Origin of the sequence: Brachybacterium sp. P6-10-X1, assembly GCF_001969445.1 — a bacterium.
GTDB lineage: Bacteria > Actinomycetota > Actinomycetes > Actinomycetales > Dermabacteraceae > Brachybacterium.
This window is the reverse complement of sequence record NZ_CP017297.1, coordinates 765,260-779,620: the sequence shown is the minus strand read 5'-3', so window position 1 is coordinate 779,620 and position 14,361 is coordinate 765,260. Positions and strand designations below refer to the sequence as shown.

14 protein-coding genes are annotated in these 14,361 nt (G+C 72.2%); 9 read left to right on the top strand and 5 right to left on the bottom strand.

All coding sequences use genetic code 11. From position 1 onward, the window contains the following. Positions 1 to 124: 124 nt before the first annotated feature. The 7 genes from tatC to BH708_RS03460 are packed head-to-tail and all read left to right on the top strand — an operon-like array spanning position 125 to position 8,510. Positions 125 to 931, top strand: coding sequence for a twin-arginine translocase subunit TatC (gene tatC, locus BH708_RS03490; protein ID WP_076806663.1), 807 nt, complete (start codon positions 125 to 127; stop codon positions 929 to 931). Continuing rightward, positions 928 to 1,869, top strand: coding sequence for a diacylglycerol kinase family protein (locus BH708_RS03485; protein WP_076806661.1), 942 nt, complete (start codon positions 928 to 930; stop codon positions 1,867 to 1,869). Before tatC ends, BH708_RS03485 begins: the two co-directional genes overlap by 4 nt. Then, entirely contained in the window at positions 1,866 to 4,736 is a 2,871-nt protein-coding gene (locus BH708_RS03480; protein ID WP_076806659.1) for an RNA helicase, read from the top strand. Before BH708_RS03485 ends, BH708_RS03480 begins: the two co-directional genes overlap by 4 nt. A gap of 35 nt (positions 4,737 to 4,771) precedes the next feature. Then, positions 4,772 to 5,542 carry an amidohydrolase family protein gene (locus BH708_RS03475; protein WP_253705461.1) on the top strand — a complete coding sequence of 257 codons (771 nt, stop codon included), beginning with the start codon at positions 4,772 to 4,774 and terminating at the stop codon, positions 5,540 to 5,542. Then, complete coding sequence (lnt, locus tag BH708_RS03470; RefSeq protein ID WP_076806657.1) at positions 5,539 to 7,185, top strand: apolipoprotein N-acyltransferase; 1,647 nt, start codon at positions 5,539 to 5,541, stop codon at positions 7,183 to 7,185. Before BH708_RS03475 ends, lnt begins: the two co-directional genes overlap by 4 nt. After that, positions 7,182 to 7,937, top strand: coding sequence for a polyprenol monophosphomannose synthase (locus tag BH708_RS03465; RefSeq protein ID WP_076806655.1), 756 nt, complete (start codon positions 7,182 to 7,184; stop codon positions 7,935 to 7,937). Before lnt ends, BH708_RS03465 begins: the two co-directional genes overlap by 4 nt. A gap of 9 nt (positions 7,938 to 7,946) precedes the next feature. After that, complete coding sequence (locus tag BH708_RS03460) at positions 7,947 to 8,510, top strand: FxsA family protein (RefSeq protein WP_076806653.1); 564 nt, start codon at positions 7,947 to 7,949, stop codon at positions 8,508 to 8,510. A gap of 108 nt (positions 8,511 to 8,618) precedes the next feature. On the opposite strand, the gene BH708_RS03455 is transcribed toward BH708_RS03460, so the two are convergent. The 5 genes from BH708_RS03455 to BH708_RS20085 all read right to left on the bottom strand — a co-directional run bounded on the left by BH708_RS03455 (position 8,619) and on the right by BH708_RS20085 (position 12,892). Next, positions 8,619 to 8,969 (bottom strand): RNA polymerase-binding protein RbpA, encoded by a 351-nt coding sequence (locus BH708_RS03455; RefSeq protein ID WP_076806651.1) that lies wholly within the window; start codon positions 8,967 to 8,969, stop codon positions 8,619 to 8,621. A 105-nt stretch (positions 8,970 to 9,074) separates the two neighbouring features. After that, positions 9,075 to 9,887, bottom strand: coding sequence for a glycerophosphodiester phosphodiesterase family protein (locus BH708_RS03450; protein WP_076806650.1), 813 nt, complete (start codon positions 9,885 to 9,887; stop codon positions 9,075 to 9,077). Continuing rightward, positions 9,859 to 10,764, bottom strand: coding sequence for an SURF1 family protein (locus BH708_RS03445; protein WP_076806647.1), 906 nt, complete (start codon positions 10,762 to 10,764; stop codon positions 9,859 to 9,861). Before BH708_RS03445 ends, BH708_RS03450 begins: the two co-directional genes overlap by 29 nt. Next, positions 10,761 to 11,027 carry a hypothetical protein gene (locus tag BH708_RS20240; RefSeq protein ID WP_253705460.1) on the bottom strand — a complete coding sequence of 89 codons (267 nt, stop codon included), beginning with the start codon at positions 11,025 to 11,027 and terminating at the stop codon, positions 10,761 to 10,763. The genes BH708_RS03445 and BH708_RS20240 overlap by 4 nt, the downstream gene beginning before the upstream one ends. Before the next feature lie 242 nt (positions 11,028 to 11,269). After that, on the bottom strand, positions 11,270 to 12,892 hold the full coding sequence (locus BH708_RS20085; RefSeq protein ID WP_076806644.1) for a hypothetical protein: 1,623 nt from the start codon (positions 12,890 to 12,892) through the stop codon (positions 11,270 to 11,272). A 152-nt stretch (positions 12,893 to 13,044) separates the two neighbouring features. On the opposite strand from BH708_RS20085, the gene BH708_RS03430 reads away from it, so the two are divergent. Continuing rightward, positions 13,045 to 13,770 carry a beta-ketoacyl-ACP reductase gene (locus BH708_RS03430; protein WP_076806642.1) on the top strand — a complete coding sequence of 242 codons (726 nt, stop codon included), beginning with the start codon at positions 13,045 to 13,047 and terminating at the stop codon, positions 13,768 to 13,770. Between the two features lie 53 nt (positions 13,771 to 13,823). Beyond that, positions 13,824 to 14,351: a histidine phosphatase family protein gene (locus BH708_RS03425; RefSeq protein ID WP_076806640.1), complete on the top strand. Its 528-nt coding sequence runs from the start codon at positions 13,824 to 13,826 to the stop codon at positions 14,349 to 14,351. Positions 14,352 to 14,361 lie beyond the last annotated feature (10 nt).

Sequence of the window (14,361 nt, the reverse complement as noted above, 5' to 3'; positions counted from 1 at the left end):
AAGGGGCACGTGCGGGTGACCGCCCGGGCCCGGAGCGCGGGGAGGAAGCACATCCGTGGCGAGTGATACGCAGGGGCGCGGACGGACCAGGAAACCCCGGTCGTCCAAGGACCCCGAAGGCCGCATGTCCCTCGGGGAGCACCTTGTCGAGCTGCGCAACAGGCTGGTCATCAGCGCCGCAGCGGTGCTGGTGCTGGCGATCGTCGGCTGGTTCGTCTACCCCTGGGTCTTCGAGCTGCTCAAGCGCCCCTTCGAGATCGCGGCCAACGACGGCCTCCCCGCCTCGCTGAACTTCCGCGGGGTCGGCACCGGCCTGAACGTCCGGCTCCAGATGTCCGCGTACGTCGGTCTGCTGCTCGCCTCCCCGGTGATCATGCTGCAGATCTGGCTGTTCGTGATGCCCGGGCTGCACCGCAACGAGCGCAAGTACGCGATCGGCTTCTTCGGTTCCGCGATCCCGCTGTTCTTCATCGGTTGCGCCGCCGGGTACTGGGCGATCAATCAGCTGGTCCCCGTGCTGCTGAGCTTCACCCCGCAGACCGACCAGGTCGATCAGCTGATCGGCTACGACGAGTACCTGGCCATGCTGGTCAAGACGATGCTGGCCTTCGGCATCGCCTTCGTGATGCCCGTGGTCATGGTGCTGCTGAACTTCCTGGGGATCATCCGCGGTCGCACGATGCTCAAGGCATGGCGCTGGATCATCTTCGTCAGCGTGCTGTTCACGGCGGTCATGGTGCCCACGCCCGAGCCGTTCACGCTGCTGGCGATGTCGGCCGTGATCGCGAGCCTCTTCTTCGCCGCGATCGTCATCGCCCTGATCCACGACAAGCGCCACGGCGTCGGGAAGGACGACGAGCTCGACGACGACGAGGTCGAGGACATCGGCACACCCTCCGACCTCGACGAGGACGACGAGGACGGACGGTGAGCAGGCTCCGGGTCGGACTGCTGGCGAATCCGACGGCAGCCCTCGGCACCGCGCACCGGGTCGGTCGGCAGGTCCGGCACCTGCTGCGCCTGGCCGGCATCTCGGTGGTGGACCTCTCCGGCCCCTCGGCGCCGGTGGCCCGGGCCCGGGCGCTCGAGGTCCGCGAGACCCTGACCGCGCTGGTGGTCGTCGGCGGCGACGGGACCGTCGCCCTCGGCGCCGAGATCGTGGCCGATACACCGGTGCGGCTCGGCATCGTGCCCGCCGGCAGCGGCAACGACTTCGCCCGCACCCTCGGACTGCCCCTGAACGACACCGAGGAGTGCGTGCGGATCCTTCTGCACGCCCTGTCCCGCCCGGTGGTCACCATCGACGCGATCGAGATCATCGCCGCCGGGGAGCACCCGCTCCCGCGCCGCTCGGTGGCCCTGGGAAACATCAATCTCGGCTTCGACGCGCTGGTCAACGCCCGGGCGAACAGCGCCGGCCGCGTCCACACCCTGCGGTACACCACAGCCCTGCTGCGCGAGCTGCCGGCCTTCACCCCCTTCCCCTATTGGCTCGAGATCGACGGCGGGGAGCGGATCGAGCTGGATGCGACCCTGGTGACTCTGGCCAACTCCGGGATCTTCGGCGGCGGGATGCGCATCGCCCCCGGGGCCCGGCTCGACGACGGCCTTCTCGAGCTGGTCACGCTCGAGAAGATCGGGCGCACCGACCTGCTGCGCTTCTTCCCGAGGGTCTTCCGCGGCACCCACACCTCCGTGGACGGGTTCGGCGTCCGGCCCGTCCGGGAGGTGTCGATCGGGCTGCGCCACGGGCGCGCCCTGCGCAGCTACGCCGACGGCGAGCCCCGCGCGCTGCTGCCGATCACCGCCCGGCTGCTGCCGGGAGCGGTGCGCCTGCTGGCCGACCTCTCGGAAGGAGACCACCCGTGAGCTCGCCCTCGGAGCGCTACGCCGCCTGGCAGGCGGAGAAGACCTTGACCGCCTCCGAGCTCGGGGCCTTCACCACCCGCTACGACTTCGCGCTGGACGATTTCCAGCTGTCCGGCTGCCGGGTCCTCGAGGACGGAAGCTCCGTGCTGGTCGCCGCGCCGACGGGTGCCGGCAAGACCGTCGTCGGCGAGTTCGCCGTCCATCTCGCCCGCGCCCGTGGCCGGAAGGTGTTCTACACCGCTCCGATCAAGGCGCTGTCGAACCAGAAGTTCACCGAGCTGGTGGACTGGCTCGGCCATGAGGCGGTGGGGCTGCTGACCGGCGACACCTCCATCCGGCCCGACGCCGACGTGGTGGTGATGACCACCGAGGTGCTGCGCAACATGCTCTATGCCGACTCCCCGCTGCTGGAGGGGCTCGGCTTCGTGGTGATGGACGAGGTCCACTATCTGGCCGATCGCCTGCGCGGCCCGGTGTGGGAGGAGGTCATCATCCACCTCGACCCCTCCGTGCAGCTGGTCGCGCTCTCGGCGACGGTCTCGAACGCGGAGGAGTTCGGCGCCTGGCTGCAGGAGGTGCGCGGGGCCACCGAGATCGTGGTCTCCGAGACCCGCCCGGTGCCGCTGTGGCAGCACGTCGTGGTCGGCGAGGAGCTCATGGACCTCTTCGTCGACGACCACGGCGAGGCGGTCGTCTCCCACGGACCGGGGGTCCGCGGCACGCGGCACGTGAACCCGGAGATCGAGCGGGTCACCTCGTTCTCCCTGCCCGTGGACGAACGCTCGGGGCGCAGCCGCGGACGAGCGCCCGCCGGCCGCAAGGGGACCAGCGGTCGGCACCGCCCGCGCGGATCCGGCCGGCATCGGCCGCTGCACAAGCGACCCGGGGGCGACCGCGGGGCTCCGCGCGGAGGGCCGGCCGAGGGCCCCCGCCCCCCGCGTCGACCTGAGCTCGTGCGGATTCTCGACGACGCCGCGCTGCTGCCGGCGATCATGTTCATCTTCTCCCGGGCCGGCTGCGAGGGCGCGGTCCAGCAGTGCGCACGGGTCCGCCTGCGCCTGACCGACGAGGGCGAGCGCAGCGCGATCCGCGCCGTCCTGGACGACCGTCTGGCCCCGATCGGGATCGAGGACGAGGAGATCCTCGGCATCGCGGCGTTCCGCCGCGCGGTGCTCGACGGCTACGCCGCCCATCACGCCGGGATGCTCCCGCTGCTGAAGACCGTCGTCGAGGAGCTCTTCGCGAGCGGCCTGCTCAAGGTCGTCTTCGCCACCGAGACCCTGGCGCTCGGCATCAACATGCCGGCGCGCTCGGTGGTGCTGGAGAAGCTGGTCAAGTTCAACGGGGTCGACCACGCCGACCTCACGCCCGGGGAGTACACGCAGCTCACCGGCCGGGCGGGGCGTCGCGGCATCGACACCGAGGGGCACGCCGTCGTCGTGGCCGGGCCCCGGTTCGACGCCGATGCGGTCGGTTCGCTCGCCTCCCGACGTACCTACCCGCTGCGCTCCGCCTTCCGGCCCACCCCGAACATGACCGTGAACCTGCTGGACCGCTTCGACCTCTCCCGGGCGCGGGAGACGCTGGAGACCAGCTTCGCCCAGTTCCAGGCGGACCGCTCCGTGGTGGGTCTCGCGAGCCGCGCCCGAGAGCTCGAGGACACCGCCGACTCCTACCGCGAAGCCGTCACCTGCGATCGGGGCGATCTGCTCGAGTACGCCGAGATCCAGGAGCGGATCAGCGAGCGGGAGAAGTCCCTGTCCCGGGCCCGGGCCGCCGCCGATCGTGACCGCACCCGCACGGTGCTCGGCGGGCTGCGACGCGGCGAGGTGATCGCCGTGCCGGGGGGCAAGCGCCGCGGCTACGCGGTGGTGCTGGACGTGGACCCCGTCGTGCTCGGGGGCCCGCAGGTCGATCTGCTGGACACCGAGGGCCGCCGACGCACCCTCCGGCCCGGGGACGTGCCGTCCTCCCCGGCCGTCATCGACACCTTGCGCCTGCCCCGCCGGGACGCGCTCGGCAGCTCCAAGGTGCGCAAGGACACCGCGGCCGCGCTGCGCCAGAGCCTCTCCGGCCGTGACGAACCCCGGCGGGAGGTGCGCGCCCGCACCGAGCGCACCCCGTCGACCGCCGCGAGCGACGAGCAGCTCCAGCAGCTGCGCGAGGAGCTGCGCGCCCACCCCTGCGCCGACTGCCCGGAGCTGGAGTCCCATCTGCGCTGGGTGGGCCGCTGGAGGAAGGCGCGCACGGACCTCGAAGGAGTCCAGCGCCGTATCCAGGGACGGACCAGCTCGCTGGCACGGCGGTTCGACCGCCTCGCCGATCTGCTCGTCGAGCTCGGCTATCTCGCCCGCGAGGACGAGGAGCTGGTCCCCACCCCCGGCGGCCTGCGGCTGCGGCGCCTGTTCAGCGACCGCGACCTGCTGATCGCGCAGTGCCTCGAGCACGGCGCCTGGACGGGCCTGGACGCGCCGGGGCTTGCCGCCGTGGTCTCCGCCGCCGTCCACGAGTCCCGGCGCGACGATCGTGCCCCCGAGATCATCGCGGACCCGGCGGTCCGTGCGGCGCTGGAGGCCACGGGTCACCTGGCTGCTGAGCTGCAGGCGGCGGAGTCCCGCCACGGCATCGATCCCACGACGCCGCCCGACCCGGCGATCTCCGCGATCGTGCACCGCTGGGCCCGCGGCGCCCATCTCGCCGCCGCGCTGGACGGCAACGATCTGCCGCCCGGGGACTTCGTGCGCCACTGCCGCCAGGTCATCGACCTGCTCGACCAGCTCACGGCCGATGAGGAGCTGGGGGCCATCGCCCACCGGGCGGTGGGGGCGGTGCGCCGCGGTCTCGTCGCCCAGGAGATCGACCGATGAGCGTTCTCCCAGGCGCACGCGAGACCCTGGGGCGTGTGAGAGAGACCGAACCCGCCACTGCGCCCGCACAGCCTGCCCGGCCCGTGCTGTACACCGGCATCGTGCTGTACAGCACCGAGGACCCCGAGGCCTCCGCGATGCTGGTCGCCGACGGGCTGATCGCCTGGACCGGCCCGGAGGACACCGCGCGGGTGATCCACGACGGCGCGGAGGTGGTCGACGCCACCGGGTGTCTGATCACCCCCGGCTTCGTGGACGCCGCCGCCACGCCCGACGGCGCCGATCCCGATTCCGCCGAGGACACGGCCGCTGCCGCGGCCGGCATCGTGCTGCGCCTTCCCGGGCCGACGGGGGAGCGCGAGGGCGTGCGCGTGATCGACCCCGTCACCGAGAGCGACGACTATCTCGATCTGCTCGCCGACGGCACCCCGCTGGCCTTCGGCTCCGGCGGTCGGGCGAGCGGCACCGATCCCTGGGACTGGGTCCGCGGGGCGACCCGTCGGCCCGCACCCGACCAGCGGATCAGCGATCGGGCGGCGTTCCTCGCCGCCACCCGCGGCGGTCAGCGCGTCGCGGGACGCCGCCACCCCGGCTCCCTGCGCACCGGGATCGAGGCGACCTTCGTGGTGTGGGAGCCCTGGGACCTCACCGTGCAGTCCCGGGCCGAGCGCGTCGAGTCCTGGTCGACCGACCCGCGCTCGCGCACCCCGCTGCTGCCCGATCTCGACCGGGGCACCCCGCGGGCGCTGCGCACCGTCATCGATGGCGCGATCGTCCATGACCGGCTCGGGAGGACCCCCGCATGACGACGACGACCCGGGCCGCCTCCGCCCGGGCGGGCGTGCGGCGCGCACGCGACGAGTTCGATCCCACGCCGTGGCCCGCGGCACTCGTGTGCGGCCTCGCCGGCGGAGGCGCCGCCCTGCTCGCCTTCCCGCCCTACGGGATGTGGATGCTGCTGCCCGTCTCCCTGGCCCTGCTCAGCGCCGGTCTGCTGGTGCGCAGCGTGTGGGTCGCCATCCTGGTGTCGCTGGCCTGGGGTGCGGCGTTCTTCATCCCGCTGACCGCCTGGGCGAACACCTACGCGGGCACCGCTCCATGGGTGGCGCTGGGCGTGTTCGAGGCCCTGTACATCGTGCTGTTCGGGCTGCTGGCCCGCACCGTCATGCTCCGGCGCGGACTGTGCCTGTCCTCGGCGGTGGTGGTCTCGGCCCTCTGGGTCGGCGTCGAGACGCTGCGCAGCCACGTCCCCTGGGGCGGCCTGCCGTGGGGCGCCAGCGCCTTCGCCCTGGCCGATTCCCCGCTGCTGAACCTCGGCCCCTGGATCGGGGTGGCCGGTCTCGCCTTCGTCGTCGCCCTGCTCGGCCAGATGCTGCTGCACGGGGCGCTGTCCCTGCTGGGCCGACGCCACCGCGGGCTCGTCGGCTTCGCCGGCGTGTGGCCGCTCGCCCTCGCGGTCGGCGCGATCCTGGCCACCATGGTCACGCCCTTTCCGCCCAATCCCGCTCCCCAGGATCGCGGCACGATGACCGTCGCCGGCATCCAGGGATCGATGGAGAAGATCGACCCCGCCACGATGACGATGCCGGACGACGTGTTCGAGAACCATCTCGCGGTCACCCGCGACACCATCGAACAGACCCGCGCCGAGGGCCGGCAGCTGGACCTGATCGTCTGGCCCGAGGACTCCACCGGCTACGACCCGCGCCAGGATCCCTGGATGTCCGACCAGATCAGCTCCGCGGCCGCCGACGCCGGCGCCCCCGTCCTGATCGGCACCCAGGCCGCCGTCGGCGAGACCCAGCGACTGAACCAGTCGGTGCTGTACGCCCCGGGCGGCTCGACCCCCTACGTCTACTCCAAGCGGCACCCGGTGCCCTTCGGCGAATACATCCCGTACCGGGACTTCTTCGGCACGCTCTCAGACAAGGTCGACCTGGTCCCGCGCGACATGATCGCCGGCGACGAGGTCGGGGTGATGGACCTCGAGGAGCTGGACCAGGGCGAGCACCGCGTCGGCGTGCTGATCTGCTTCGAGATCGCCTACGACAACCTGGTCGGCGACGTGGTCCGCGACGGCGCCGAGATGGTCGTGGTGCAGTCCAACAACGCGCTGTTCGGGGACTCCCACGAGGCCGTCCAGCAGCTCGCGGAGGCGAAGGTGATGGCCGTCGTCTCCGGGCGCAGCGTCGTGCACGTCTCCACCGTGGGCCATTCGGCGATCTTCACCCCGTCCGGGCGACAGCTCGACTTCGTCGACCACTGGGAGCAGGGCGCGGTGCTCGCCGACGTCCCGCTGCGCACCGGGATCACCCCTGCGGTGGCCGCCGGTCCCTGGATCGCCGTGGGCCTGTCCGCCCTGGGCCTGGTCGGGTTCCTCGCCGCGCTCGCCGGACGCCGTCGGGCGCTCTCCCCGCTGCCGCGCCGTCGGGGGCGGAGCCGAGCATGAGGCCGTCCACCGCTGCCCTTCCGCCCACGCTGATCGTCATCCCCACCTATGACGAGCGGGATTCGCTGCCCGGCACCCTCGCACGCCTGCGCGCCGCGGTCCCCGACGTGCATGTGCTCGTCGTGGACGATTCCTCCCCGGACGGCACGGGGGAGTGGGCCGAGCAGACCGCCGCCCACGACGAGAACGTCCACGTCCTGCACCGCGCCGGCAAGGAGGGACTGGGCCCGGCCTACCTGGCCGGCTTCGCCTGGGGTCTCGAGCACGGGTACGAGCAGCTGGGGGAGATGGACGCCGACGCCTCCCACCGCCCCGAGCAGCTTCCCCGACTGCTGGAAGCCGTCCGCCGGGGCGCAGACCTCGCGATCGGCTCGCGCTGGGTGCGCGGCGGAAGGGTGCACGACTGGCCATTCTCGCGCCTGCTCCTGTCCGGGGGGGCGAACGCCTACGTGCGTGCGCTGCTGGGGCTCGGGGTCCGGGACGCGACGGCGGGATTCCGGCTCTTCCGCGCCGAGCTGCTGGAGCAGCTGCTCGAGGCGGACATCGCCTCCCAGGGGTACTGCTTCCAGGTGGACATGACCCGTCGGGCCCGCGCCCACGGCGCCGTGATCGCGGAGGTCCCGATCGATTTCGACGAGCGCACCGAGGGGGCCAGCAAGATGTCCCCCCGCATCGTGCGCGAAGCCCTGGTGCTGGTCACGCTCTGGGGACTCACACGATGTGCCCAGCGGATCCTGCAGCACCTGCGTTAGTCTGCCGACATGAGCAGAGCACCCGCCGCCGGTGACCGCCCCCACCGTTCCCGCTGGGGCGGGCTGCTGCCGATCGCGATCATCGTGGTCGGTCTGGTGGAGCTGGCGATCCTGGTGCTGATCGGTGTGAACACGAGTCTGTGGTGGTCGGTGCTGATCATCGCGGTGGGCTGGGTGATCGGCATCGCCCTGCTGGTGACCGCGGGACAGCAGTCCTTCGTGCGCCTGCGGTCCCTGCTGCGCGCCGTCCGCGGCAGCGGCGACGTCCAGGACCACCTCTCACGACCGGCGTTCACCGTGCTGTCGGCACTGTTCTTCTTCTTCCCGGGTGTGCTGACCGATCTGGTCGGTCTCATCCTGCTGCTGACCCCCGTCCAGCGCCGCTCGGTCAAGGCCATGGGCCTGGGCAGCGGCTCCGAAGGAGCCCGCCGGGTGCTGTACCGCCGCTCCGGCACCGGAGTCATCGACGGGGAGATCATCCTCGACGCCCGGAAGCCGGAGGACCGCAGCGACCGCGACGACCGCTCGCGGGGAACCGGCCCCACCACCCCGCCCACGATCGCACAGGACTGAGCGATCACCCAGGACTGAGCACCCCGAGCGCCGGACCAGGACGCAGCAGCGCCCCCGCCCCACCGTACGGTGGAACGGGGGCGCCGACGTATCGCGCGGTCGCGCGGCTCAGAGGTTGCGGCGCTGGTGCAGCCGACCGGAGCGCAGCAGGGCCAGACGCTGGTCGAGGAGGACCTGCAGGTCCTCCTCGCTGCGGCGCTCGAGGAGCATGTCCCAATGGGTGCGCACCGGCTTGCCGGCCTTCGCCTCGGGCCGCTCGTGATCGCGCAGCAGCGCTGAGGCACCGCAACGGCACTCCCAGACGGCGGGCACGTCGGCCTCGACCGAGAAGGGGAGGACGATGGTGTGGCCGTTGGGGCAGTCGTAGACGGCCTCCTGGCGCGGTGCGGCGAGGACGCCTTCGTCGGTCTCCATGGAGAGGGAGCCCAGTCGGGTGCCTCGCAGGCTGCGGCTGTTCATGCGGTTCTCGCTTCCTGCCGGATGGTGGGCGGACGGGATCCCGCCCGATGAGGTCTCAGTGGCGGCAACGCCCGCGGGATCCGATCTGTTCCCGGCGCGGGGTGCTCACGCGGCGTCGAGCAGCTCGCAGAGCAGATCGACCCGATTGGTGATGATACCATCCACGCCGGTGACCAGGAGTTCCCGCATGGTCGCGGGGTCGTCGACCGTCCACACGTGCATCTCGCAGCCCGCCCGATGCGCGGCGGCGATGTTCACCGGGGTCACGATCGGGTAGTCCTGGTAGGTCATGGGGACCTGGAGGGCGGCGTAGGGGGCGAGGAGCCGCCCGATCACGGCGTCGGGCGCCTCGACGGCGCGGGCGGCGAGGAACGCGGCCATCACGCCGCGGCCGGCGCTGCGCACCGGGAGGGTGCCCGTGGCCGCCTGCACCGTGCGGACCGTCCGACGGACCACGGCGCCGTCGAACCCGGCGATGCAGACCCGGTCCGCGCTGCGGGTGCGGGCGATCGCCGCGACGGCCGGGCCGATGGCGGAGGGGGCCTTGACGTCGATGTTGACCGGGACGTCGCGGAAGGCGTCCAGCACGTCCTCCAGCATCGCCAGCGGTTCGTCGTCCGCCAGGCGGACGGCCCCGGCTTCGGCGGCGGTCAGCTCGTCGATGCGGCGGGGATCGCCCGCGATCCGCCGGAGGTCCTCGTCGTGGACGGCGAGGGCGAGCCCGTCGGCGGTGGCGCGGGTGTCGGTCTCCAGCATGCCCGCGCCGGCGGCCACAGCGGCCTGGAAGGCACCCAGGGTGTTCTCGGCGGCGTCCAGGGCGAGACCGCGGTGGGCGATCCGGCGAGGCCGGGGACCCGGCAGGAATCGGCTCGCGGGTGGGCGGCGCCGGTCAGCGGCCCGGGTGGTCGATGAGTGCATCTTCTTCCTCCTCGTCAGGCCCCCGGCGCCGGCTGTGGGCCTGCCGCTGGGGACGGTGGTCTGCGGTGCGGCGCGGGCGGGTTCCCGGATCGTCGGCGGCATCGGCGTCCTCGGCCTCGGCCTCGAGATCCTGGATCGCGCGCCGGGTGCGGTAGATCAGGGCGCCCGGGAAGAACAGGGCGAAGATCCACCACTGCACCGAATAGGACAGGTGGGGGCCGAGGGACGTGGAGGGTGCGGGCAGGGCGGCCGGCCGCGGGGAGGACGGCTCCTCCGTGACGAGGTCTCCATAGGCCTGGCGGATCATCTCGCCGTCCATGGCCGGCAGCAGTCCCTCGATCTGGGGCGGGTTCACCGAGTGCACCTGGCCCTCGGGGATCTCCCGGTCGAGCACGGGCTCGGCGGGACGCAGCCGCACGGTCAGGGTCACGTCGCCCTCGGGCACGGCAGGGGGGTCGGCCGGGGCGGAGCGCTGGCCCTGAGAATTCACCCAGCCGCGGTTGACCAGCAAGGTGGAGCCGTCGTCGGTTCTGAACGGGACCAGCTGCCAGAAGCCGACGTGGCCGCCGAGCTGCCGGTTGCGCACGTACAGCACGCAATCGGGGTCGGTGCAGTAGCTGCCGCTGAGCTCGACCGGGGTCCAGTCATCCGTGGGGGACAGCGGCGCATCAGGCGTCCGGAGCACCTCGGTCATCGGCACGGGTGCGGCGGCGTAGTTGGCCTCGATCACCGCGGCCGCGTCACGCTTGCCCTCGAAGCGGCCGAACTGCCAGAAGCCCAGGGCGACGCAGATCGCCGAGGCGAGCAGGACGAGCAGGAGCCCCAGCAGCGTCTCGCGGCTGAGCAGGACGCGAGAACGGGCGGAACGTCGAGTCATCCGGCATCCGGCGCCGCGGGCACGGTCCCAGGATCGACGGTGGCGGAGACCAGGGAGCCAGGGGCCCCGGAGAGCATGCCGGGCAGGTCCTCGATCGCGAAGTCGACCAGGAGCACGAACATCACGGCGGTCAGCGCGGCGAGCAGGAATCCCGCCGCGGTCACCGAGATGGTGACCCCGAGGCGCAGCCGGGGTCGGTTCTTCACGGGCTTCACGGGAGGGAAGCCGTAATCCTCGTCCTCGAGGTGGTTGTGCGTCCACATCCCGGGATTGAGCACCTCGACCGGGTAGGTCTGAACGCGCCGGCGCGGACGCGCGCCGCTGGCGGGAACGTCCTCCGAATCCTGCAGCGGGGCTCGCCCGTGGCCGAGGGGAGTCCGCGGGGTCCACAGACGCCACCCTGCCGGGACCCGCCCCCACGAGGCGTGGGGGCGGAAGTCCTCCGGCGGGGTCCAGCCCTCACGAGGCGGCTCCGGCCAGTTCGGCGGGGGGTTGAACTGCCCACTCACGCAGGGATTTCCCACTTGTACACGTCGGTGTAGTTGTCGTAGACCAGCGTGTTGCCGCCGGACTTCTCCATGTCGAACAGCTGGGTGATCGTGTAGGTCTCCCCCTTCTGGAACTGGTAGGAGGTGTCGTAGTCCATCCCCGAGTTCGCCAGGCCGAAGGTCTCGGACGACGAATCGACGGTGCCGCCGTACGGCGTGACGACGCTGAAGTAGAACGAGGGGAAGTCCATCGTCCCCTCGGTCACGGTCACCTGCGAGGTCACCACGAGGTACTGGCCGTGCTGGGCCTCCTCGACCGTGCCGCCGTAGCTGCTCGGCAGGTCCTCGGCGGACGCCCACGTCATGTCCACCGCGACGGTTCCCGCACCGTTCTCGCTGACGACGTCCTTCGAGACGGCGGATTCGCTGATCGTGGGCAGCTCGGTGGTCGGGTCCGGCGACTGGGCCTCCTCCGCGGTGGCGGTCTCCTCCTCGGTGGCGCTCTCCTCCTCGGTGGCCGATTCCTCCTGGCTGGTGGGGGTCGAGCCATCGCCCTCGGCGGTGTCGCCGCCGCCGCGGGTGAAGAGGAAGATCCCGACGACCGCGACGATGAGGGCGGCCACGAGGAACAGGACGATGCATCCGACCCACCAGAACCGTGCGATCGCGCCCTTCTTCGGCGGCTCGCCCTGGCCGGTGCTCGCGGTCCATCCGGAGTCTGTGCCGGGGCTCTGTCCGTAACCGGGGCCCACGGGGTAGTCCGAGGCGGACCCCTGGCCATACCCCGGAGCCGGGGATGCCTGCGCGTATCCCGGAGCCGGGGATGCCTGCGCGTACCCCTGATCGCCTGCGGCCTGGCCGTAGGCCGGGGCCGGAGGGGCCTGTCCGTAGCCGGGGGCCGGAGACCCCTGGCCCTCGTCCGGAGCCGACCCGCCCTGCCCGTAGCCCGCATCCTGCTGAGCAGCGGGCTCCACGGGCCGGGCCGACTCGTACGGCGCCTGTTGGGCCAACCCGGCCTCGAGGTCCGGCCCCTGGTACTCGGAGGTCTCGGCCGAGCCGCCCGCAGGCGCCTGGGGCGCCTCGGGCGCCGGGGCGGCCTGTTCGGGCTGCTCCTGCTCGCCCGGGCCGGCGACGTGGGTGGCGTCGTGGTCTTCCGCGTCGTCCCTCGCCGCCGCGCCGAGGCCGACGCCCGCCGCAGCGACGCCCGGCGTGTGCTGGGAGGAGTCGGACTCCTCGGGTTCCTGTTCGATGCTCGAGGGCGGCTGCTCGCCGGTCGCGGGCTCGTCCGCGGGGCCGGTCGCGCGGTGGTCGGGAACCTCGGAGCTGTCGCTCGGCGGCTGCTCAGTCGAGGACTCCTCCACGGGCTCGAGCGGCTGCTGCGGCTGTGCAGCGCCCTCGGCCGCTGCCTGGCTCGCCTGATCGGTCGAGACCAGTCGCGTCGCGTCGTCCTGGGCGGGCTCCGCGGGCTCTGCGGGCTGCGCCGGCTGCTCTGGCTCCGCAGCCGGCTCCTCGGCCTCGACCCAGAAGTTCCAGCCCTCGGGGGCGGGGCCCCACGAGGGGTCCGGCTGCCAGCCGGGGTACGGCGTCCAGTTCGGGTCCTCGATGGGCCAGTTCGGCGGAGGATTGAAGCGGTATGCCATCTGCGTAGTACCTTCCCAGGGCTGACGTTCGAGGGCGGGATTCCCCCACGGTTCCCCACACTGTCTCGCCCCGTATCGTAGAGCACACGGGTCCACGGGGCCGCACCCGACGCCCCGCGGTCCTCCCGCCGTCCCCACCTCAAGGAGCCTTCATGTCCGACGCCACCCCCGAGCCGCGCAGTGTCCTGATCACCGGAGGCAATCGCGGGATCGGCCGCTCCATCGCCGAGGAGTTCCTCCGTCGCGGCGACAAGGTGGCCGTGACCAGCCGCTCCGGACAGGGCGGCCCCGAGGGCGCGCTGACCGTCGCGGCCGACGTCACCGACGGGGAGAGCCTCGACGGCGCGATCAGGGCCGCCGAGGCGGAGCACGGCCCGATCGAGGTGCTGATCGCCAATGCCGGCATCACCGACGATCAGCTGCTGATGCGGATGAGCGACGACGCCTTCGAGTCCGTGCTGGACACCAACCTCACCGGGACGTTCCGCACCGTCAAGCGGGTCATCAAGTCCATGATCCGCAAGAAGAAGGGACGCATCGTCCTGATCAGCTCGGTGGTCGGCCTGTACGGCTCCCCGGGACAGGTCAACTACGCGGCCTCGAAGTCGGGTCTGATCGGCGTCGCCCGCGCCCTGACGCGCGAGCTCGGATCGCGCGGCATCACGGCGAACGTCGTGGCCCCCGGCTACATCGACACCGAGATGACCCAGTCCCTGTCCGAGGACCTGCAGGCAACCTATCTGAAGGCCATCCCTGCGGGACGCTTCGCCGATCCCGAGGAGGTCGCCCGGGTGGTGGCCTTCCTCGCCGGGGACGACGCCGCCTACATCTCCGGCGCCGTGATCCCCGTCGACGGCGGCCTGGGCATGGGACACTGAGCCCGATCGCGGATCGACCCGAGACCTCCGAACGAAGGCGTGAACGCACCGAGATGTCATCCCCCGAACCCGACAGTCGTCTGCTCCTGCTGATGCGCCACGGCAAGGCGGACAGCGGCTCCGGACAGCCGGACCACGAGCGTCCGCTCGCCGATCGCGGTGCATCCCAGGCGCAGCTGGTGGGGGAGTACCTCGCCTCCCAGAACGTCCGCCCGGCGCGGGTCCTGGTCTCGGATGCGCTGCGCACCACCCAGACCTGGGAGGCGATGGCCGCGGCGATGCCCGCCCTGGACGGCACCGTCACCGTCCACGAGGACATCTACAGCGGCGGAGCCGGGGAGGTCCTGGCGCTGCTGCGCGAGGTGGACGACGGCGACGCCGTGGTGATGGTCGTCGGCCATGAGCCCACGATGTCCTCGCTGGCCTCCCTGCTCGCCGACGAGGAGTCCGACGCGGGCTCCGTCGCCCAGGCCCGTCTGGGCATGCCCACCGGCGGGATGGGCATCCTGTCGGGCCCTCTCGCGCACTGGTCGGAGCTGGACGAGGACGCGCTGCGGCTGCACACCATCGTGCGCCCCTGACGCCTCCGCC